Raw genomic sequence first — 20115 nt, 5'->3', positions numbered from 1 at the left:
GTATGCAAACCAATCTGGTAAAAAGGAATACCACCCACACAAGGCAATGGTGGGGTGGGAAAGACGCATCCTGCTGGTGCCCTGGGAATGGCAGCCAATCACGCAGGAGTGCAGATATATTTCATCAATGCGTCCATCCTGACTGAAAAACGGCTCAACGCATACAATCAGGGCAGAATACAGGGGTATCTGAATTCTCTTTATCTCCACATGGCAATTGTTGATTGTCGATATGGATTGGGTATCTGCCGTTCGATTCCGATGCTGTATACTGTTTCTTTCAGCTGATTTGCACCCGGTATGAGAAACGGTCCACGCAGCCTGCACCCCCAATAAGTCATATACAGCCAGTGTGGCGGAATATTTCGGATGCCGTCAAAACACTGCTTCGGCAATTTTTAAACAGGGTTTTGCATCACTGCACAACGGTGAATAACAGAGGTGAGTGCTGCCGTATGAAAGAACGTCAGAAGGCCGGGGGAGTCCCACCGGTTTGTGGTGTATTCATAGGGAAGTATAATTATAATTGTGGTAAAATATTATGGCATACTTGGGGAAAAGTAACCCGACGTTGATAATGACGTATGAATGGCATTATTGATGGAGAATTAAACGGACATTCGAAACAGAATTTGTACAAAATGATCACGTCCATGGCTCTACTATGAAAAAAATTATTGTTGTCCAGCGAAATGATCAGAATGCTGATCCTGCTACAAATTCGCGGAAGCTCTCGGAGCTCAAAGAGTTAGCACATGCTGCTGATTATGTGGTTGTTGGCACATTTGTGCAAACAAGATATCCTGACCGGAAGTACCAGATAGGTCGCGGTAAGGTGGATGAGCTTGCGGAGCTTGTGGAATCTCTGGATGCTGAAAAAGTAATTTTTAACAACCCGCTGTCAATGCCGCAGATCTATAATATCTCTGAGATGTGCAAATGTGAAGTAATAGACCGATTCCAGCTTATCCTTGAGATATTTGCTGCAAGAGCCACTACAAGGCGTGCAAAACTGCAGGTGGAGCTTGCGAGATTACAATATGAGCTTCCGAAAATACGGGCTCTCAATTTCCTGGTAAAAAAGAAGGAACGGCAGGGGTTTATGGGTCTTGGTGGCTATGATGATTCTTGTGAGCAGGATATAAAGGGTAGAATAGCACGCATAAGGGCCGAACTTCTTCAGGAGGGAATTGGGAGCGAGTCACAACGCATTTTCAGGCATGAAAGGGGATTCTCCCTTGTAGCTCTGGCTGGGTATACGAATGCGGGAAAAAGTACTCTTTTCCAGTCACTTGTAGAGGAAGAGACAGTGGTCAGGGACATGCTCTTTACGACACTCTCTCCTACAACACGTGCTCTCACCGTACATAATAGAAAAATGCTTCTGACAGATACGGTGGGATTTATTGAAGACCTCCCACACTTTATGGTGGATGCTTTCCGGTCAACGCTTGATGAGATATTCCTGGCTGATGTCATTCTTCTTGTGGTGGATATGAGTGATCCGGTGGATATTATACGACAAAAACTGGCTGTCAGCCATGATATCTTCTGGAAGAGAACAGAGGGTGCTGTGATAGTTACTGCTCTTAATAAGGCCGATCTTCTTCCTGATGAAGAACTGCAGGAAAAACGGGAACTGATTCGTGATCTTGCTCCTGCTCCTGTCATGATATCTGCACAATCAGGAGAGGGTCTTACCGAACTGAAACAACTTCTCTTTGAGATGCTTCCTCCGTGGGAACAGTGCAGGATATCCATCCCGCTCTCTAAAGAGAGTATATCCATGGTATCGTGGCTGTATGATGAAGGCATTGTGCACTCAATCGAGTATGGGGATTCCATTCTCATGGAAATAGAAGCACGGGATGAGATCATTCAAAAGGTGAAGCCTTTCGCCGTGTCTTCCTGATGATATTGGCATTTGGATTATTTCGGTAAATTTCGGATAATTTTGGTTATTATCGGTAAATTTCGGATAATTTTGGTTAATTTTTGTTCGTATACGTGCGAAATGTCGATTTTCAGGCATTTCCGAAAATGAAAAACCGGATGCATGCCCGCCCTGATGCATGCCTTGATTCATGTGAACGCAAGGGGCATGCTGATATTCCCGCCGTATGGGTTTTTCCACCGTAAAGCACCTGTTTGCAGGGATCATCATATCACGGGACCCGACAATTGGGTTTATTCCATACCATACCATACTGATAGATACTCAGTCAAAGGATCTCTTAGTGTGGCGGGAGCTTCTCTTTGCCACGAATGCAATCCCTAGTGGACTTTTCAGCGTATCGGAGGTCACAATTCGGATCATTTCTTCCAGACTTCGAGTATACCATAAAAAATTCCCTGAAAAACTTCAGATATACCACACGTTGTATACTGTTACCGCTCACCGTAGTAGGATCATACAACAGCTCATAAAATCCGTGATACCAATGATCCCAGAGTCCCTCAGCAACCTGAATAGTCTCCATTCAATCCAAAACACTCATCTTTCCTGAATCCAACGGATTATGTCCGTCAATACCATTGATTATGTCTTCCCCAATATCCTGCATGCCGGAAACCGGGTCGGTCTTGCTGAACGCTGGGATTTGCAAAACAGCATAATTGCCGCTATATTGAGGTGCCTGCACCGTTTATCCATACTTACACCGAAAAAGATTTGACCGGGCAGTCATATGGCGAACTGCTGACCACAGACTCACTTTCCCTCCTTTATACCAGAGGGTCAGTCCTCCCGGATGATTTGAAATATATCCTCCACACCGATCCGGGATTTGATAGCACCGGAAGCGGCAACACTCCTGCATATCTCAAATGGTACGACCGGACGTGGGTCGAAGCATATGCCCGGATGCTTACCGAAATTTCCGAACACCTTGGGAAAGTCCCGTACACCATCGAGATCCATCCCGGTTCGCCAAAGAGCACTGCCGGCTATTATGTTCTCGCAATGAACATTCTCAGAAATGTCTTTGAAGAACGTACCGGGCAGATGCCGGATATTGTGCTGGAAACCTTATGGTATCACGTGTTCATTCCGGTGTCCATCTTGCAGAGATTGGTGAATTGCTTGAGGTAACGAATCCCGATCTGGTGGAATCCTGTGGATTTGTTGTTGATATATCAGGCATCCGGACAGCAGACAAACAGAAAAAAGAGGAATACCGGGTTTCATTCGACGCTGTCCCAACAGGAGCGGTGAAAGGGCTGCATGTTCACCTGAAGCACCAGCCTTTCAATGAAGCAGATGTCCCGGCGTTCTGGGCATATTTCCGTGAATGGATGAGAACCATCGATCATCCCATATTCATCAACCCTGAGATCCATACAATGGAGAACTTCTTCACATTGTATTCGTATTGTCGGGGACCGGCGGTGAAGGGGGTATAAGTGACGTATTGATTATGCTCCTCATCTACAGAAAAAATTCGTCACATAATCCAATTATTCCATCATTTAATCTGTGCAATTTCAGGCAGGTATCAGTGTATCGTGGCTGAAGAGTCCGTAAATGTTTGAAATGATATTCGTGGAAATGGTGATAGTATCAGAAAAGTTATACAAAAAAGAAGATGACCCGTATCCAACATTGTCGAAGGGAGATAGATGTTCATGTGTGGATAGGAGGGATATCTCTTTTACAGAACTTTATTCACACTCTCACTCTGTGGTGAGTGGGAGTGAAATCAGCATTGGATAATTATTTAACATGCACGAGACAGGCACTGGATCGAAAAGAGACAATCAAAATCGGGAAAAGCGTTATCAAAAATGGGGATTAAGATGAATATGAAAGGTCAATATGCTCACAGCAGAGAATATCCTTAGAGAGCTGGCTGGAAACGAGATGCGGATCAGAGACCTTGGGGTTCGGCGAATTGGACTGTTCGGTTCCTTTGTTCGTGATGAGGCACGGGAAGATAGCGATATTGATATTCTGGTCGAATTTGATGAGGGGAGGCGTTCTTTTGACTCATATATGGACCTCAAATTCTTCCTTGAAGATCTCTTCAGAAGAAAAGTAGACCTTGTTGACCGTGATGCGATAAAAACGGGTCTCAGACCATATATCCTTCGGAGCGTCAGGTATGCCCCGGGATTATAGCCTCTATCTCCACGACATTCTGGAATCCGTTGAAAGAATACAGCGGTATACACATGGGATGTCCTATGAAGATTTCAGGGAAAATGATCTTGTGCAGGATGCGGTGATACGAAACCTCATGGTTATCGGGGAAGCTGTTAAACTCATTCCCGTGTCCCAAAAAGAAGAGCATCCGGATATATCATGGAGGAAGGTTGCAGGACTGCGGGATATCCTCATTCATGCATATTTTGGAGTGCATAATGAAATTATATGGGACATCATCCGTAACAAAATACCCGAACTGCAGATAGTGGTAAAAGAGATGTCGGAGCCGTGAGAATGCGACAGGAGTAATTATTTCAGGAAGATCACGATAAAACAGAACGGAAATAAATCATCTTCTGTCTGAATTGGGAATCTCTGCAAACCACATCAAAAACAGGGGATGGAGGCTACCTCTGTTTCTGGTATTCATCAGGCTGTTTTCAGGCCAGTTCAGGTTTCCCGTCGGCCTACGCCTCAACGGTGATCGAGGATGTTGGGCAGGGGAAATGTGGTCCCTGCCTTTTTCATTCCCACCGTTCCACCCATTTCCACTATGTTCCACTTTGTTTTCCACTCATTCCGGGTCGATTATGTTGATGGATTTGAAATCTGACTGTAAATTGGCGTTATTTCTATTTCAGTTCCACTCTCCGCGGGATCACACATACCACCACGACCATCCTTACAGGAAACGGGATCGCTGAATGATATCAGAATGTGGTGGAAAACTCCTGTTCTATCTGTACATATATCTTTTATATTGTCCTATTTTCCTAAATTATCAGCAAAATGCACCTTGTTTATGTTTCCACTTTTTGCCGGATCCGGGTGGAAATGAGGTGGAAGAGTGGAACTTCTGTTGCAATTCCTATCTCCCGTATGCCTGCCGTTACCATAATGGGCATACGAATCGTCCCGGAACCAATCCTGTCCCGGGGTCACAATTCGTATCTTATCCCCCAGGTAGTTCGGGTATACCTGAACGAATCTCTCAAAAAAGTTCAATTCTACTACACGCTCTGCGGCCTGCTCATGCTATTGTCTATCATGCAGGATTCCATTCCACACACCACAGAGAGTCCTTGTTACTCAATGGTACCGGTGCGTATGTTCCTCTTTATGCATCCGATGCCTGCAATGCACCAATACCAACAGCCCGCTGCCCTTATCCATTCACCTCTCTCCGGTCGTAAGAATGCGATGAACAGAACCAGTCGCATTATCATCTGCCCTTATCAGCACCACAACCTCCAGACCTCCCATCATTTTTATCTCCCACTGCAATCTATCACTATCAGGGGGAACCAAACTGCGCTCGCCATTCACGATACTTGCAGATATCATTGACACGACACCCTGGGCGGTCGCAGCGGCCGTTATCCTGCTTGTTCTGGTCTCACTCTATGGCGCCACCAATCTCTCCATGGAGACCGGCATCGAGACCTATGTGGATATCGAGACCCCTCAGGGCGCCGTGCTGAACGAGTATCTGGACATATTCAGCACATCGGCTGTCATCATCATCGTTGAAGGAAATGACATCACCGACATTGATGTCATCGAGTACATCTACACGCTCCAGCAGGACCTGAATAATGAAATTTATATCGCGGGGACATCCAGTGTCGCTGACCTGATGGTTCAGATGAACGGCGGGCGGGTGCCGTCAGGCAAGGCGGAGATATCTGCTGTCCTCTCCCGAATCCCGGCAGAAGCCGTCAGTCAGTACCTCTCCTCCCAGCAGCTGACCCTTATTTTTGTCCCGCTGGACGCCGGCCTCTCCAGTGATTCCCAGCGGGTGGCCATCGAAAACATTGAACGGGTCATCGCGTCCTATCCGCCTCCCACAGGCGTATCCCTTACCGTATCCGGGTCGCCTGCCTACGAACAGCAGATGCTCTCCGAGATGAGCCAGTCAATGGGGGTGCTGATCATGACTGCACTTGCCCTCATGGTCATTGCCGTCGGCCTCCTGTTCTCTCATGTCAGATACAGTCTGCTGCCGGTGGCGGTCGTCTTCATCGGGATGCTCAACACCTTCGGCATCATGGGCCTCTTCGGCATCTCCATCAGCATGGTGGTCATCGGTGCATTCCCGGTCCTCATCGGTGTCGGTATTGATTATGCCATCCAGTTTCATTCCCGCCTGGATGATGAGTCACAGCGGCGCGCCCTTTCCGAATCCGTGCGGATAACCGTCGAAAAGACCGGGCCGTCCGTATTATACGCAATGACTGCCACTGCGCTCGGGTTCATTGCCATGTTCACCTCCACCATCCCCATGGTGCAGAATTTTGGGAAGGTCTGTGCCATCGGGGTGCTGTTCTGCTATATCTCGGCCCTGCTTATCGTACCGACATATGCAAAACTGGTCCGCTACACCCCGAAAGCGAAAAAGAACAATCATGCCCGAAACCAGGCGTATATGCAGCACTATAACAATCAGCTCGGGAGCATTGCACGAAAGATTGCAGGAAACCCGGTGCCGGTTATTCTTATCTTTGGCATGATTGCCGGTATCGGCTACCAGATTGACAGCGAGATACCCATCAATACCGATGAAGACACCTTTGTGCCGAAGGATATGCCGGCCGTTATCGACATGAAGAAGATCACCCGTGTCATCGGTGCAACCGAGACTCTGCCGGTATACATCCGGTCTGATGACATCTACCACACCGACACCCTGCGCTGGATCCGGGATTTCCAGGAATATGAACTGCAGGAGAATCAGAAGATCATCGGCGCAAGCAGTATTGCGACACTCATCGAGCGGTATAATGACGGGCACCTCCCCTCATCTGATGCGGACATCGCCGCAGTCGTTGAAGAGATCCCTCCATCCGAACTCAGCCGCCTGACGTCCGGGAACATGATCACAATAATTGAGTTCTCCCTGGTTGAAATGTCGCCCGATCAAGCCCTTGCCATGGTAAATACCGTCAAATCCGACCTTGCGTTTCATCATCCCCCGGCCGGGGTGACCGCTGAGCTGACCGGGAGCACGGATATGTTTGCCCAGCTTATAACCGATATCCAGAACACGAAAGTCACCATGACCATGCTGGGTTTTGGCCTGATAACAGGATTTTTGCTCCTCCTCTACCGGAAATTCTCTGCGATATCCCCCATCATACCGATCGTCATGATCGTCGGGTGGAACAGCCTCATTATGTACGCCCTGAAGATAGACTATACGCCGATGACCGCCGTTCTTGGCTCCATGACCATCGGCATTGCCTGTGAATATACGATTCTTATTATGGAGCGGTATCACGAAGAGCGGAAGGCCGGGAATGATGTGGATGCCTCCATCGAGCGTGCGGTCAGAAAAATCGGCACCGCAATCACCGTGTCAGGATTAACGACCGTCTTTGGTTTCTCCGCGCTCATGATGTCGGCCTTTGAGATCATCAGCAATTTCGGGACGACGACGGTGATTACGGTCGGTTTCTCTCTCATTGGTGCGATTCTTGTCATGCCTGCCGTGCTGAAACTGATCAGCAGATTTGAGTGCGATGCCCCGGTTCAGGCCACCTGATCACCGGGGTATATGGATGCATCCTATTCGGGGAGGGCGCATCTGCAGCGGGCAATGGTCACGGTCACGAGGAGGCATAATATGCCGTTTACCAGAAATGCCGCACCATAACTGAATACCTCGGTGAGGAGTCCGGAGAAAAACGGCAGCATCGCCATCCCCCCGTAGGATGCGGCGGTCAGCAGGCCGATCGCGGTGCCCTGCAGTTTTTCGCTGACGGCAAGATAGTTCATCTGGGAGACAAAGACAAATCCGATTGAGCCTCCGATTACCATGAACAGAACAAACACCCCCCCTATTCCCCCATAGGCGGGTGCAATGAAAGAAAGAAGTACAGCAATGCCCACCAGAGCGGATGCCAGACGTATCGTCTGAATCGGCTGCAGTGATATATTCGGCGCAATCAGGGATGCACAGATGGTTGCGCCATTCATGGCGGCAAACAGCAACCCCAGGATGAACGGGCTCTCATCGGTGAATTCCGGGTATAACGAAACAAGGACACCGGAAATTCCGACGAGGATAAAAGAGGAAAAATACAGCCACTTGTTTCTCCAGCCGATGGCATGCACCGGGGGGAGAACATTGGTGAGCACACCCGTCGTATCTCTGATAAAAAAGGAGAGAAGCAGGGGTATTACGGCTAATCCGGTAAAGAGCATCACCCCGCTGTTCTGGCCAAAATGGGAGTTCAGGATGCCGGTGCCCATCAGTCCGGCGATAAGCCCCGCGTTCAGGCCTGCAAAATACAGCCCGGAGAGGCGGGTATGGTCCGGCTGCATATTCACCCATGAGAGTGCACAGGACACAAAGAGCCCTGCACCGATGCCTTCGACAATCCGTGCGAAGGTTATTGCATACGGATTTGCGGCAAGCAGTATGATCCCCCCCGACAGGAGGGTGAGAAGAAGCCCTGCCGTGATGAAGGGTGCACGCCCATACCGGTCGCCGAGCACGCCTGCCGGAATGACCATCACAAAGGCGCCAAAGAAATATGCCGAAAAAATAATCCCCTGAAGTGCGGGCATCTCACTGGCATACTCCGGGAGCACCGGCACAATCGCATTGGAGAGTGCCATGACGATAAAAATCCCGATGATCAGTGACAGGCGTTGTTTCATTGAAGTAGTAATAGTGAGCGAAAATAAAAGAGATTCCTGTTATACCAGACGGTATGTTTCAAGATTCATGGGTGAAACGGTCTGGATATGGTAATTTTTGTAAATGGAGGATGCAAGGTCGATAGTGCTCTTTTCATCGCCGTGGATGGTAAAGATCCGTTCCGGCCGGGGCTGGAGGTGCTTCACGTACCGCATCAGCTGGCTCCTGTCAGAATGGCCGGAGAATCCGTCGACGGTCTGAATCTCACAGTTCATCATAATAGTCTCGCGGCGTCCGATGGGTATCTCCTTCCATCCCTTCTGGATTCTGCGTCCGAGGGTGCCGTCCGCCTGGTAGCCGACAAAGACCAGGCAGTTCTTCTCTTCCGGTGCAAGGGTGCGCAGATACTCCATGACCGGTCCGCCGGAGAGCATTCCGCTCGTGGTGATGACAATACAGGGCTCACCGTCGATGACCTTCTGGCGGAGGTCCGGTGAATCAACCTGCTCAAAGCATTCAGCAAGGAACGGATTCATCCCTTCCTTGAATATCTGTGTTCTGAGGTCCGGGTTCAGGTATTCCGGATAGGTCGTATGAATGGCCGTTGCCTCTTTGATCATGCCGTCCAGATAGACCTTGACTTTGGGGATCTTCTCCAGCCGTATGCCTTCTTCGAGGGTCAGCATCACTTCCTGCGAACGTCCTACGGCAAATGCCGGAATGACAATCTTTCCTCCCCGGTTAATGACGGTATTGACAATCTCGTAGAGTTTCTCTTCCGCATCCTTTTTGGATGGCTGATTGTCATGGGAGCCGCCGTAGGTGCTCTCCATGAAGAGCGTCTCCAGACGGGGGAACTGCACGGTGGCAGGGCCGAAGAGACGGGTCTTGTCGTAGTTGAAATCGCCCGTGAACGCGACATTATAGAGACCGTCTCCCACATGGAAATGGCTGATGGCAGACCCCAGAATATGGCCTGCGTTGTGGTAAGTCAGTTTTACATCCGGGGCGATATCCGTGACCGAGCCGTAATTCAGGGTGATGGAATGCTTCAGGTATTCCTGCACTTCTCTGGATGAATAGGGGGCAACACCGCCGTCTTTATTCACGACATCGATGTAGTCGAGCTGGAGCATGGCAGCGAGGTCGCGTGTTGCCGGTGTGCTGTATACCGGGCCGTCAAAGCCATATTTGTACAGCAGGGGGATCATCGCACAGTGATCAAGATGTGCGTGGGTCAGCACCACGGCATCCAGTGAACTGAGGGGGGATATTTCCGGAACGCCAAGATAGGGGAATCCTTCGGATGAACTGCCGGGTTTTTCCCCGCAGTCAATCAGAATCCTGCTCTCCGGCGTGGAGAGGAGGAATGCTGCTCTTCCGACCTCACGGCAGCAGCCGAGAGTGGTGACACGGACCCATTTGTCCTTGCTTCTGACATCACGATGGATTCTCTTTCCGATCCGCCGGAGAAACTCCTTGCGTTCATCCTTGACGGATCTGAGATACTGGCGGATGTCTTTTACCGTCTTGCTCTCAATGGGTGGTGTCCTGACCACTTTTGCCGTCCATCCGATCTCTTTGGTGATGTCCCGGAGTGTTGCTCCGTTCTTTCCGATGACAACCCCCGGTTTTTCTGCTTCAACCAGCACTTCTCCCGTGTCCGGGTCAAAGAACAGGTCCGTTATGCCGGCACTCTCCGGGACCACCGCCCGTACTTTTGTGGCGGCTTTCTCCGGGTCCTCCAGAATATTGGGGCGGACCACAATCCGTTTGCGCAGTTCACGGGCAAGGATCTTAATTAAATCCGCCTGTTCGGCAAACAACTTGGTATCATCGGTGTAGATGACCAGTTCCGGCCCTTCAAATTCAACTTCTGATATTGAAATACCCGCAGGTACTTTGGAATTGATCTTCTTCCTGAGATCTTCTAAACGCTCTTCAATTAACATTAAAATCGTCCTAAAAAAGAAAAATAGCGGGATGATAAAAGAGTTTAAAGAACCTCCTCACTCATCTCCTCGTATTTATCTTTGGTAATTACTACAATACTCATGGACTCGCCGGACGCTGAATCACGCCGGATGGCCGCCCTGAGTGCTCGTTTTGCAAGGTTGACTGCTGCTGCTTCATCCATATCCGCTTCAAAGCGGTCTTCCAGTACACCATATGCAAATGGTGATCCGGAACCGGTAGCAACGATATCATCTTCCTTTGACGCACCACCCATCGCATCCACCGAGTAGACGCTGGGGCCGTCGATATCAAATCCGCCGACAAGCAGCTGGACATAGTAGGGATAATACCGGTTCTGGTTCAGAACATTTGACAGAAGCGACGATGCTGCACCCACCGTCATATCACGACCGCGCCGAATCTGATAGAGGTTGCATTCAACCTGCATCAACCGCGCAAGTGTCTGTGCATCGCCCACTCCTCCGGCGGTTGTCATACCGATTCTGTCTGCAATCTGGTACACCTTTTTTGCTCGCTTGCTTGCAATCATTGTACCCATCGTGGCACGCCGTTCGGTTGCAAGCACTACACCATCATGAAACACAAGACCTACAGTTGTAGTACCTTTTGTTACCCCTTCTGGTAGTTCTGACATTTATAATCCTCCAATCAAAAGTACGCTATATAAGGGAGTAAAAGCGCTTAGATATACAAGGCGCCATTCTTTCATAAAGGTATTGGATATATTTTCAGAAACGGATCTGAAAGTATTTGTGAAATGAAGAAGGTGTTACGCTTCTTCAAGAATTATGCGGATTAACTCGCGGTCATACAGCATAGAAACCATTTTTCGGTCCCCGTTAATGACCGGAAGCTGATCGACCCGTGCCCGCTTCATCTTAAGAGCGCATTCACTTACCTCTGCATTCAGGGGGACGGCCACGACTTCCTTGACCATTGCCTCTTTGACCGGTTTATTCGGGAGCTGCACCTTGGAGATGCCATAGGATATGGTGTAGTTGTCGCGGAGGGATTCCCAGGTCCATTCATCGTCGTCCGTGCCGTTTGAGAAGTCACTCACTTCAACACTGTCTTCAATGCTTGAATGGCGGATTAAGTCCCGTTCTGATATGATGCCGGTCAGCTGACCGCTTTCATTCAGAATAGGCACGGCATCATATCCGGACATCTCCATGATTCTGCCGACAAGCGGCAGGGGTGACTCCTCCCAGATGGCAAATGTATGGGAGCTGAATTTATTGCGGATCTCTTCTGTGATCTTCATCCGGGCAATCGTTCCCACAATATCTGATATACTGATAAGGCCGACGAGTTCGCCTCCTTCCACGACCGGCAGACGGCGGAAATGATTATCAATCAAAATTTTCGCTGCAGCCTGAATCGTTACATCCGGCGTGATCGTGACCGGGTCGGGTGTCATCAGAAGCCCAAGCTGCATTTCGTCAGCCTTTCTGAGCAAATCTTTTCGGGTGATGATCCCTACCAGCACTCCCTCTTTCAGTACAGGCACGCCACTGATCCCTGTTCGTTTCAGAATCCTGAGGACATCGTCTCTGTTTCCGGGGATTTCCACACAGACGACATCCGTTGTCATCACGTCACGAACAGTTTCCTGTATTATGCTCTCACCACCAGTGTGCTGACCGGACTGTGCCGTACGACGTGTGTTGTCACACTGCCGAGCAGAATCTTTTCGATATCACTTTTTGCGTGGGAGCCGAGAACTATGAGATCAGCATTCATATCTGCTGCTGCAGCGATGATTTCGATACCTGCATGGCCTTTTCTAAAATGCGTATTCAGGGTCACGCCTTCTTCTTCGCACCGTTTCTCTGCATAGGAAAAGACATTCAGCCCCTGCTGTTCCAGCAGGTTTCTGATATATTCCGTTGTTTCATCTGCAGGAATATCGTCAAAAAGACCGGTCTCAAGAACATAAACTACATTGAGCTGTGCATTCCACACTTTGGCTTCGGACAATGCCGTTTCCAGAGTTTTAATACTGATTTCTGATCCGTCTACGGCGACGAGAATATTTGTAAACACAGGTACACCTCTTAGAATTGCCTTATTAACTATTACAAATGGCAATTTAAAAGACTTCCTTCCAGGTCAAGTGGGTTTAGTCGGTTTATTATAGTATTTAACATGTTTTTCGAGTATTTTGCATTTGAACGCGCTATATTGCACCGGATAAACCGTGCATCATTTCCTTTGGCAAGGGCATACTTTTTGCCTGTTATCCGGCTTCCTCCGGTTGCCATCCGGAGCAGTTCTCCTGCCTCCACGCCATATACATAGTGGCAGAATGCCATCTCTGCTGCGATGTCCGGCTGGACAAACATGACGTTGTCGGTCCCCAGCCAAAGCTCAATTCCTGCCTCAAGCATCGTATGAACCGGCGGATACTGACTGGATGAGGTTACTCCCAGCCGCCAGTTGGAGCGGGGGCAGATGACAACCGGTATTCCTGCATCCGCAATCGCTCTTATCTGGCCAGACGTTATGTGGGTGCAGTGAATCAGCATGTCCGGTTCAAAGGAGAGGGCCGTATCCACATCCCTGCTGTCCTTTTCTCCTGCATGAAAGGCGATCTTTTTCCCGTTTGCCCGGGCCGCCTCGATGATTCCGGTTAACTCCTCTCCGTAATGGCGGGTGCTGGAGATGCCCAGGCCGTCACTGATCACCTCACCGCCGTCCCGTCCAAAGATGGCTGAATCAAGGGAGCAACCAGCGTTGGCCTCCTGAAGATACTGAACGCCCGGTATGCCGCCCTCCCGGAAATCAGCAAATCCAAAAACGCCGGTCCGTGCCATCGTTTGTATACTGGCCTGCATCGCTTCCACACAGGTCCGGGGGGGTGCGGCACGAAGCAGACGGTGTTTCAGGCCGTCAGGGGGTGCGACGAGCTCGCCGAGAGTGCCGGGGGCATCGACGTCCATTGCAATGGTGTCGCCCAGGTGCGTGTGAGCGTTAAAAAAACCCGGAAAGATCCAGATGTCGGGGGCGCGGGAAATCTCTTCGATTGCGGAGATTTTACCGTCGGTGACCACAATCCGGACATTCTGCTCCTCAAAATCCCCGCCCAAAAGAGCCTTTCCCTCATATATCTGTTCAGCGTTCAGTGTTGGTCACCTTCCAATTTAAATATGCCAAAATTCAATTGTACTGCATGGCAAAAAAGAGTGGTGGAAGGCTTGTATCCTCAGCCGGTCTGGTTACGTATTATGATAGTGAAGATCGCAGGGCCGTGCATATTGCCCCGACAACGGTAATGATTGTTGCCGGAGTAATAGCTGTTATTACAATCGTTCTGAATGCATTATACTAATATTATTTTTTCATTGCTTTTCGGGTGATATCTTCTTCCGCCCTGAAATACAGGTTGTCATGCCCCTCCCAGTAGGGAGCATTTCTGCAGACGACCGCAGGGACGCCGCGATTGCTCTCACCCATGACAAAGTTCGCAATGCCTGCGATCTCGTCAACAACGGCTTCTTCGGTGATTTCAAGCACATGGCCGAAGAGATCCGTATCCCCGCGGTAATCCTGTATGGCGGGCATGCCGCTCCATCCAATAGCCGCTCCGGTCTGCCCTCTCCGAAATGAACGGCCGCAGGTATCGGTGAGAATGACACGGATATTTTTGCCGGTTATTCGCAGTATCTCCTGCCGGATTTCATCTGCGGCCTCCATGGGATTGGGGGGGAGCACAATGATGAGACCGTCTTCCACATTCGAGTGGTCGATGCCTGCCCGCACACCCACATGCCCGTGCGGCAGAGAGCAGAGAATGAATGGATAATCGATGATGATGTCATCGGCTTCATCCAGCACGGCCTGAATGAAACGGGGGTCTTCACCGCATTTTCCAGCGATCTCCTCTGCACGCTCCGTCGGCTGAATGTCTGCGAGACTCCGCATATATCCCTTTGATTTGGAATATGCGGAAGATGCCACACAGAGGATGTCGCCGTCTTCAATAGCGAGGCAGTCTGCGATGAATGCAGGGAAATTATCTCCTGCCTGAATGATGGGTATTCCTTCGACCGGAATGATTTCAATTGTCATTACTCAATAATATTCGCCAGAAATAAAAACCATCCGCAAACGTTCTCTCTCCGGCATCAACGGTCATCTGTCACAAAGATTAATAGTCTGGCGCATACATTAGCGATATATAAGATGTACCTTATTATCCGCTGTCAGAACTGCAGTACATTCACCTATATTGACCCGTTCCAGAAGTGGAAACTCTGCCCGGTCTGTGGTGAAACCATGCAGCGAAACAGTGTTCCGGAATATCTTGAAGTGACGGACCATCACGAAGCCGATGCCGTGATTGCTGAACTGGAGCGCTATCTGCAGCAGAATAAAAGAACGGATCTGACCGTTGAAGAGACCGAAAAACTGCGTGCGGCGTATGCACGCCGGGTCGGCAGCAGTATACTGAACCGCTGATCACCAGGGTTTTCCGCATCCGGGGCAGATCATGGTGACCTGACGACCACAATAGGGGCAGTACAGGCCGTTTTTCTCCCGCTGTATGAGTGGCCTGCCACAGTTTTTGCAATGAATGGGAGCAGTATATCCGCAACTATGTTTCAGCATTAATCCATATATTTGCAGGTTCCCACATAAAGTGTTCCCAATCCACGTGAGGTATAATCCCCGGAAAACCGGGTGACCGGCATTGCGTCTATTGTTGTCGCGCCCTCGTTTCTGAATGTCGGAAGCATATCATATGCCGTGCCGAATACGCGGCACTCGCCCCCGGACATATTGCCGCAGGGTCGTGAACAGTCGCCCATAATCGTCAGGCACCCGTCCCTGATGTCAACGCCGGGCATGTCCCCTGCGTTTCCGTGGATAATTATTTCTCCACCGGCCATGGTTTCTCCGGCAAAATCCCCGGCATTTCCCATTATCTCAATGATTCCGCCCCGCATGCCCTGTTTTTCGCCCCGATATCCGGAACCGGCATAGTCCATTGCATCGCCGTGGCAGACGATTTTTCCGCCCTGCATCTCACGGCCCAGCCAGGAGTCTGCATTGCCCAGAATCTCAATACGTCCGGCACTCATGAAATTCCCGCAGTGCATCCCGATATCCCGTTCAATCAGGATCTTTCCTCCGTCCATGTATTCTCCCACGCGCTTGATATGGGAGCTGTCACCGCGGATGGTTATCTCCACCTGCTCGGCGGATTTGGCAGTGCCGTCTTTGCGGACGTGAAAGACATCGGTCAAATCCAGCTCTTTATTGCCTTTCCAGACGTGAAATTCACGTTCCGCATCCAGAAAATTTTTCGGGGTGATGCATTCCGCCTCAATCGGGAGATTCGGTTTGTGGCGTTCTTTTACTTCAAGGATGACACGCATCATATGGATGCCTCCGTCTCAATGCAGACATTCCGACCGATATACTCGTCTCCGACCGGATAGTTTCCGATTCTCATGGAGTAATACTTGTTAAAGCCGTCAATAAATGCCGTATCCGTACTCATATCGTATGCCGGGGATACGTGGGGTTTCACCCAGTATGTCGAATGGTTTCCTTCCAGCGTGCACGTGCCTCTCCGGCAGACGACTTCACCCCGCTTAATGGTGTATTCCGTGGTGGAAAAGCCATTGATGATACGTTCATAATCGTGTGCCGGGTCGGTTGTGTCGACATGGATAGGATAGATGGCAATATCTGCCTCCGCTCCTTCCGCCAGGTGCCCTTTCCCGTAATCGATGATGCCCAGTGCACGGGCCTGTGCCGAACGGGTCATGACCGCAATCTCATCCCAGGTCAGCTCACGGTCAATTGCAGGCAGGGCCACCCGTCTGCCGGTTGATTTGTGGAGGGTTGCAAACTCCTTCTCCCGGTACTCTTTGCTCATGAGAAGCGCCATCACTTCGGGATATTTGACAAACGGTGCACCGTTGGGGTTGTCGGTCGCCAGAATGCACTGCCATGGGTTATCCACCAGCAGTGCAAGTTCAAGGCCGATTGACCACATGATGGCATTTACCAGGTTTTTCTTCCGGTAATGAACAGGAATGACCCCTGAGCCGGTCTCCATTTCCACATCATGATTGCTCCACTTGTTGTGGTACAAACGATAGAGGTTAAACTCCATCGGGCCGTCGGCCGTCATGGTGGTCGTCTTCCCGAACATCACCTGGCCGGTGTCGATGACGATCTGTGGTTTGTCATTCACCGATCGGGCAATATCGTCCGCTTTTGAACAGAAGTCATTCCATGAAGTGCCGCCGTAGGAATGGAACTGCACATGGGTTGAATAGAGGGACTGGCGCTTGTCATTGAGGTCAGGGATGGCATTGTAGGTGTCCAGCGTGCACATATAATTGCCCGGTTTTCCCAGGTTGTTGCAGTGCAGATGTACGGAATGGGGGAGATTAAGCATCTCGTTTGCCTCAATCATCCGCACGATGATCTCGCGGGGCGTGATGCCGAACCGTGGAATCGGCTTGTGAATGCAGGAGATGTCCTGTCCGAACCCCCATGCTTCTGTCCCGCCCGGATTGGTCAGTTTGACGCCGAATCCCTTTGCCGCGGACAGGTACCATGCCAGAATTCCTGCAAGCCGTTTTATATCCTTGTCCTGAATTGCCTCCAGAGCAAACCAGTTGCCGTCAAAGAGGGTATTTGCGAGGCAGTCCTGCATCGGCGTATACCGGAACTCCTCATGGGTGTGGCGTGCCTCCATGGGCGCCATCGCCCCTTCAAGGAGGGTTGTGTATCCCATCCGGGAATACCGGTAACTGTTCCCGTAGGTGGTCGGGACACTGTACCCCGATGTGGCATGCATATCCCCTTTGCGGGATGTCCGTCCGGCACGCATGTCCTCCGGGCTCATGTATCTCCCGAAATTCACCTTGGTTCCGCAGATATGGGTGTGGGAATCGATGCCGCCGGGGAGTGTCAGCATGCCCTCTGCGTCAATCACCTGATCCGGGTTTTTCACATCATCGACGATTTTCCCGTCGCGAACGGCAATATCCATCATCTCGCCGGATATCTTCTGAACCGGATCGATGACGAAGGCATTTTTTATCAGAAGCGTCTTCATAGCCCTTTCACCTCAAGCATCCTGTCATAAATCCTGGTGAGAATCTCTGTGTCGGAGGGGTAGTCGGAGTCCATCGCCTTTTTGACCTTGATGGGGATCCCGTCCATCCGGTATGCCGTCCCTTCCGCGTCGATGCCTGTCACTGCGGCCGGTATCTGGAGGTCTGCAAGGGGGGTGGTCAGTGACTGGAACGGGTCAATCACAATCAGGGGGATGTCACGCATCTGCTCCACACAGGCACGGGGAAAATGTGCGCCCGGATCGCTTGCAATGACCATACAGGCATCACACTCTTTTCGTGCAAGCACATCGACAGCTGAGGTCTCTCCGGGATTATAGAATGCAACACCCCGGCAGAAGTCAACCGCAAACGGGTAGCCGGTCATCCACGAGAAGACTTCATTTGCCCCGTAGACGTTCCAGTGCCCCCGCATGGGGGTGAGCGTAAATTTCGTGTGGCGGTTCAGGTCATCGACGAGTTCAATCGCATTTCTGATGTTTTTGTACTTCCCTTTCGCCATGGTCAGGCCGACGCCAAAGAACAATGCACCAAAGGAGCAGGTCCTGCACATCTCGGCGACCTGCATCAGCTGTGTCCTGCTGACGCCTGCCACTGAATCGGGAATCATATCGCCTTTGCCGCGGATGATTGCCCGCAGGGAGGAGAGCACCGCATAATCGCCGCCCGGTTTAATCCGGATGAATTCATCGGCGACATTTGCGGTCTCCGTCTCCCGGACATCGACGACGATGACTTTGCGGTTCCGGAATGCGTTGTCCAGGAAATATCCGTCTGCATAGGTGGTGTAGCGGCTCATATGACGGGGATGGGCCTCGATGGGATTGCATCCCCAGTAGATGATCAGGTCTGCACGGTTTTTGACCTGACCTAACGTGCAGCCGGGATGGCCTACTTCCTGGATGGCAAGAATGGACGGGCCGTGGCAGACCGATGTCGTGCTGTCAATCACGCCGCCCAGAATTTCGTTCATATGGACACCGACACACTGCGCCTCTCCGTGGGTGCCGGACCAGCCAAAGAGAAGGGGCCTGTCTGCATCCAGGAGAATGTCGACTGCGGTGTCAACGGCTTCGTCATAGGTGATGTCCACCCATTTACCGTTGACCTTTTTTATCGGGTTCTTCAGCCGGTGTTTGCCCAGGAACTTTGCGTTTCCGATGGTGCAGCAGTTGTCGGTCGATACGATTCTGTCACCGTCTATTTCCAGGGTGACATCATCGCAGAGGCACCCGCAGAAGGGGCAGACCATATCCTTAATTTCCTGCATACCTGAGACCTCCTAATTGCTCCAGCAGCTCAACCGGCGTTTTCCGGTCTTCTGAAGTCGGGACAATTTCCACCTCATGGATCTTATAGTCAGGCATCCCTGTGCCATGGGTGCTGGCTGAGATGATTGAATTACAGTGAATGCCGTAGGAGACAAAGACCATCCCTTTCGGTAGTCCCTCATCGGCAACGGCGACCAGCACAACCTCACCCGCCTCACTTTTCACCAGCACATTTTCCCCTTCTTCTACGCCCAGTTCAAGGAGGTCAAGTGGATGGATCTGGCACCGGGAGGTCTCTTCGGCATATCCCTTCCCCAGTTTACTCTCAATATATTTCCCCTGCCGGATGGTCCGTCCGGTATTCAGGATAAATTTCATACGCCTGCCTCCTGTACGCCTTCCACTACACGTGCAACCCTGATTGCATGGTTCGGGCAGGTTTTTTCACAGGTTTTGCACCCGGTGCATTTCTCGGGGTGAATGACACGCATCTCACCGTTGAAGATGCGCATGATGACCTCTTCGCTGAATGCGGTCCCTGTCCCGCCCAGATAGGGATCGATCTCTTTATTGACCGGGCATGCAACCGCACAGTTTCCACACCGTCTGCACAGAACGGGGTCGATGGAGAGGTGAAAGGTTGCCTGAAATGACGTCCTGTCGGTTTTTTGCACCGCGAGAATAACGCCTGTTGTCAGGACATCCTCCGGGCACGCTTCAACACAGAGTCCGCACCGGATGCAGTGGCCGGGATAGATGACCGGATTCCATACGCCGTCTGTCTCCAGCACCTCGATGGCGTTGGGCGCCGGGCAGATCATCATACAGGCGAGGCAATGGGTGCATTCCTTCTCTGTGAGTGTGGGAAATCCCCGGAAATAAGGCGGAGTGTCCAGAGGAGCGGTTTTGACGGTGAAGAACTTCGTGAGCCACTCTCCCCGGACAAATTCTCTCAGATACCAGATTATTGAAGATGCCATT

General features: G+C 50.7%; 21 protein-coding genes. 9 read left to right on the top strand and 12 right to left on the bottom strand.

From position 1 onward, the window contains the following. Positions 1-54 precede the first annotated feature (54 nt). The 7 genes from L1S32_RS03970 (at position 55) to L1S32_RS03940 (ending at position 7685) form a co-directional block, all read left to right on the top strand. On the top strand, positions 55-288 hold the full coding sequence (locus L1S32_RS03970) for an ATP-binding protein (RefSeq protein ID WP_278156316.1): 234 nt from the start codon (positions 55-57) through the stop codon (positions 286-288). 376 nt (positions 289-664) lie between these two features. Further along, on the top strand, positions 665-1912 hold the full coding sequence (gene hflX / locus L1S32_RS03965; protein ID WP_278156315.1) for a GTPase HflX: 1248 nt from the start codon (positions 665-667) through the stop codon (positions 1910-1912). Positions 1913-3030: 1118 nt separating this feature from the next. Then, on the top strand, positions 3031-3402 hold the full coding sequence (locus L1S32_RS03960) for a hypothetical protein (protein WP_278156314.1): 372 nt from the start codon (positions 3031-3033) through the stop codon (positions 3400-3402). Between the two features lie 121 nt (positions 3403-3523). Then, the gene (locus tag L1S32_RS03955) at positions 3524-3712 is read left to right on the top strand and encodes a hypothetical protein (RefSeq protein WP_278156313.1); all 189 of its coding nucleotides are present in this window, start codon (positions 3524-3526) and stop codon (positions 3710-3712) included. A gap of 102 nt (positions 3713-3814) precedes the next feature. Beyond that, positions 3815-4117, top strand: a complete 303-nt coding sequence (locus L1S32_RS03950; protein WP_278156312.1) for a nucleotidyltransferase family protein — start codon at positions 3815-3817, stop codon at positions 4115-4117. Further along, entirely contained in the window at positions 4101-4436 is a 336-nt protein-coding gene (locus tag L1S32_RS03945; RefSeq protein WP_278156311.1) for a DUF86 domain-containing protein, read from the top strand. The genes L1S32_RS03950 and L1S32_RS03945 overlap by 17 nt, the downstream gene beginning before the upstream one ends. Positions 4437-5405: 969 nt before the next feature. Continuing rightward, complete coding sequence (locus tag L1S32_RS03940) at positions 5406-7685, top strand: hydrophobe/amphiphile efflux-3 (HAE3) family transporter (protein WP_347403374.1); 2280 nt, start codon at positions 5406-5408, stop codon at positions 7683-7685. Between the two features lie 23 nt (positions 7686-7708). Here the strand turns inward: L1S32_RS03940 and L1S32_RS03935 are convergent, their stop codons facing one another. The 6 genes from L1S32_RS03935 to L1S32_RS03910 form a co-directional block, all read right to left on the bottom strand. Further along, complete coding sequence (locus L1S32_RS03935) at positions 7709-8806, bottom strand: MFS transporter (protein ID WP_278156310.1); 1098 nt, start codon at positions 8804-8806, stop codon at positions 7709-7711. Between the two features lie 39 nt (positions 8807-8845). Continuing rightward, positions 8846-10738, bottom strand: coding sequence for a beta-CASP ribonuclease aCPSF1 (locus L1S32_RS03930; protein ID WP_278156309.1), 1893 nt, complete (start codon positions 10736-10738; stop codon positions 8846-8848). 44 nt (positions 10739-10782) lie between these two features. Beyond that, on the bottom strand, positions 10783-11397 hold the full coding sequence (psmB, locus tag L1S32_RS03925) for an archaeal proteasome endopeptidase complex subunit beta (RefSeq protein WP_278156308.1): 615 nt from the start codon (positions 11395-11397) through the stop codon (positions 10783-10785). Between the two features lie 135 nt (positions 11398-11532). After that, complete coding sequence (locus L1S32_RS03920; protein WP_278156307.1) at positions 11533-12357, bottom strand: CBS domain-containing protein; 825 nt, start codon at positions 12355-12357, stop codon at positions 11533-11535. 23 nt (positions 12358-12380) lie between these two features. After that, positions 12381-12809 (bottom strand): universal stress protein, encoded by a 429-nt coding sequence (locus tag L1S32_RS03915; protein ID WP_278156306.1) that lies wholly within the window; start codon positions 12807-12809, stop codon positions 12381-12383. A 32-nt stretch (positions 12810-12841) separates the two neighbouring features. After that, positions 12842-13852 carry an amidohydrolase family protein gene (locus L1S32_RS03910; protein ID WP_278156305.1) on the bottom strand — a complete coding sequence of 337 codons (1011 nt, stop codon included), beginning with the start codon at positions 13850-13852 and terminating at the stop codon, positions 12842-12844. Positions 13853-13935: 83 nt separating this feature from the next. Between L1S32_RS03910 and L1S32_RS03905 the strand changes: the two genes are divergently transcribed. After that, positions 13936-14094 carry a preprotein translocase subunit Sec61beta gene (locus tag L1S32_RS03905; RefSeq protein ID WP_278156304.1) on the top strand — a complete coding sequence of 53 codons (159 nt, stop codon included), beginning with the start codon at positions 13936-13938 and terminating at the stop codon, positions 14092-14094. Positions 14095-14096: 2 nt separating this feature from the next. Here L1S32_RS03905 and L1S32_RS03900 read toward each other — a convergent pair whose 3' ends face one another. Then, positions 14097-14834 carry a coenzyme F420-0:L-glutamate ligase gene (locus L1S32_RS03900; RefSeq protein WP_278156303.1) on the bottom strand — a complete coding sequence of 246 codons (738 nt, stop codon included), beginning with the start codon at positions 14832-14834 and terminating at the stop codon, positions 14097-14099. A 114-nt stretch (positions 14835-14948) separates the two neighbouring features. On the opposite strand from L1S32_RS03900, the gene L1S32_RS03895 reads away from it, so the two are divergent. Next, on the top strand, positions 14949-15224 hold the full coding sequence (locus L1S32_RS03895) for a DUF1922 domain-containing protein (protein ID WP_278156301.1): 276 nt from the start codon (positions 14949-14951) through the stop codon (positions 15222-15224). Between the two features lie 149 nt (positions 15225-15373). Here L1S32_RS03895 and L1S32_RS03890 read toward each other — a convergent pair whose 3' ends face one another. From L1S32_RS03890 to L1S32_RS03870, 5 genes are read right to left on the bottom strand one after another with little or no spacing between them, the layout of a single operon-like run. Further along, positions 15374-16147, bottom strand: coding sequence for a formylmethanofuran dehydrogenase subunit C (locus L1S32_RS03890; RefSeq protein WP_347403362.1), 774 nt, complete (start codon positions 16145-16147; stop codon positions 15374-15376). Further along, positions 16144-17844: a formylmethanofuran dehydrogenase subunit A gene (locus L1S32_RS03885; RefSeq protein ID WP_278156299.1), complete on the bottom strand. Its 1701-nt coding sequence runs from the start codon at positions 17842-17844 to the stop codon at positions 16144-16146. Before L1S32_RS03885 ends, L1S32_RS03890 begins: the two co-directional genes overlap by 4 nt. After that, positions 17841-19133: a formylmethanofuran dehydrogenase subunit B gene (locus tag L1S32_RS03880; protein ID WP_278156297.1), complete on the bottom strand. Its 1293-nt coding sequence runs from the start codon at positions 19131-19133 to the stop codon at positions 17841-17843. Before L1S32_RS03880 ends, L1S32_RS03885 begins: the two co-directional genes overlap by 4 nt. Further along, positions 19120-19512, bottom strand: coding sequence for a molybdopterin dinucleotide binding domain-containing protein (locus tag L1S32_RS03875; protein WP_278156295.1), 393 nt, complete (start codon positions 19510-19512; stop codon positions 19120-19122). The genes L1S32_RS03880 and L1S32_RS03875 overlap by 14 nt, the downstream gene beginning before the upstream one ends. Further along, on the bottom strand, positions 19509-20114 hold the full coding sequence (locus L1S32_RS03870; RefSeq protein ID WP_278156293.1) for a 4Fe-4S binding protein: 606 nt from the start codon (positions 20112-20114) through the stop codon (positions 19509-19511). Before L1S32_RS03870 ends, L1S32_RS03875 begins: the two co-directional genes overlap by 4 nt. Position 20115 lies beyond the last annotated feature (1 nt).

This window comes from Methanogenium sp. S4BF (assembly GCF_029633965.1).
Taxonomy (GTDB): Archaea; Halobacteriota; Methanomicrobia; order Methanomicrobiales; family Methanomicrobiaceae; genus Methanogenium.
Note: the sequence above shows the minus strand (reverse complement) of the source record. Positions and strands in the feature narration are given on the sequence as shown.

What these genes read in the sequence shown, in the direction of transcription:
- L1S32_RS03870 (WP_278156293.1), bottom strand. Translation starts at nt 20,114, where the DNA reads ATGGCATCTTCAATAATCTGGTATCTGAGAGAATTTGTCCGGGGAGAG.
- L1S32_RS03875 (WP_278156295.1), bottom strand. Translation starts at nt 19,512, where the DNA reads ATGAAATTTATCCTGAATACCGGACGGACCATCCGGCAGGGGAAATAT.
- L1S32_RS03885 (WP_278156299.1), bottom strand. Translation starts at nt 17,844, where the DNA reads ATGAAGACGCTTCTGATAAAAAATGCCTTCGTCATCGATCCGGTTCAG.
- L1S32_RS03930 (WP_278156309.1), bottom strand. Translation starts at nt 10,738, where the DNA reads ATGTTAATTGAAGAGCGTTTAGAAGATCTCAGGAAGAAGATCAATTCC.
- L1S32_RS03945 (WP_278156311.1), top strand. Translation starts at nt 4,101, where the DNA reads ATGCCCCGGGATTATAGCCTCTATCTCCACGACATTCTGGAATCCGTT.
- psmB (WP_278156308.1), bottom strand. Translation starts at nt 11,397, where the DNA reads ATGTCAGAACTACCAGAAGGGGTAACAAAAGGTACTACAACTGTAGGT.
- L1S32_RS03880 (WP_278156297.1), bottom strand. Translation starts at nt 19,133, where the DNA reads ATGCAGGAAATTAAGGATATGGTCTGCCCCTTCTGCGGGTGCCTCTGC.
- L1S32_RS03900 (WP_278156303.1), bottom strand. Translation starts at nt 14,834, where the DNA reads ATGACAATTGAAATCATTCCGGTCGAAGGAATACCCATCATTCAGGCA.
- L1S32_RS03895 (WP_278156301.1), top strand. Translation starts at nt 14,949, where the DNA reads ATGTACCTTATTATCCGCTGTCAGAACTGCAGTACATTCACCTATATT.
- L1S32_RS03955 (WP_278156313.1), top strand. Translation starts at nt 3,524, where the DNA reads ATGTTTGAAATGATATTCGTGGAAATGGTGATAGTATCAGAAAAGTTA.
- hflX (WP_278156315.1), top strand. Translation starts at nt 665, where the DNA reads ATGAAAAAAATTATTGTTGTCCAGCGAAATGATCAGAATGCTGATCCT.
- L1S32_RS03935 (WP_278156310.1), bottom strand. Translation starts at nt 8,806, where the DNA reads ATGAAACAACGCCTGTCACTGATCATCGGGATTTTTATCGTCATGGCA.
- L1S32_RS03905 (WP_278156304.1), top strand. Translation starts at nt 13,936, where the DNA reads ATGGCAAAAAAGAGTGGTGGAAGGCTTGTATCCTCAGCCGGTCTGGTT.
- L1S32_RS03960 (WP_278156314.1), top strand. Translation starts at nt 3,031, where the DNA reads ATGGTATCACGTGTTCATTCCGGTGTCCATCTTGCAGAGATTGGTGAA.
- L1S32_RS03920 (WP_278156307.1), bottom strand. Translation starts at nt 12,357, where the DNA reads ATGACAACGGATGTCGTCTGTGTGGAAATCCCCGGAAACAGAGACGAT.
- L1S32_RS03950 (WP_278156312.1), top strand. Translation starts at nt 3,815, where the DNA reads ATGCTCACAGCAGAGAATATCCTTAGAGAGCTGGCTGGAAACGAGATG.
- L1S32_RS03890 (WP_347403362.1), bottom strand. Translation starts at nt 16,147, where the DNA reads ATGATGCGTGTCATCCTTGAAGTAAAAGAACGCCACAAACCGAATCTC.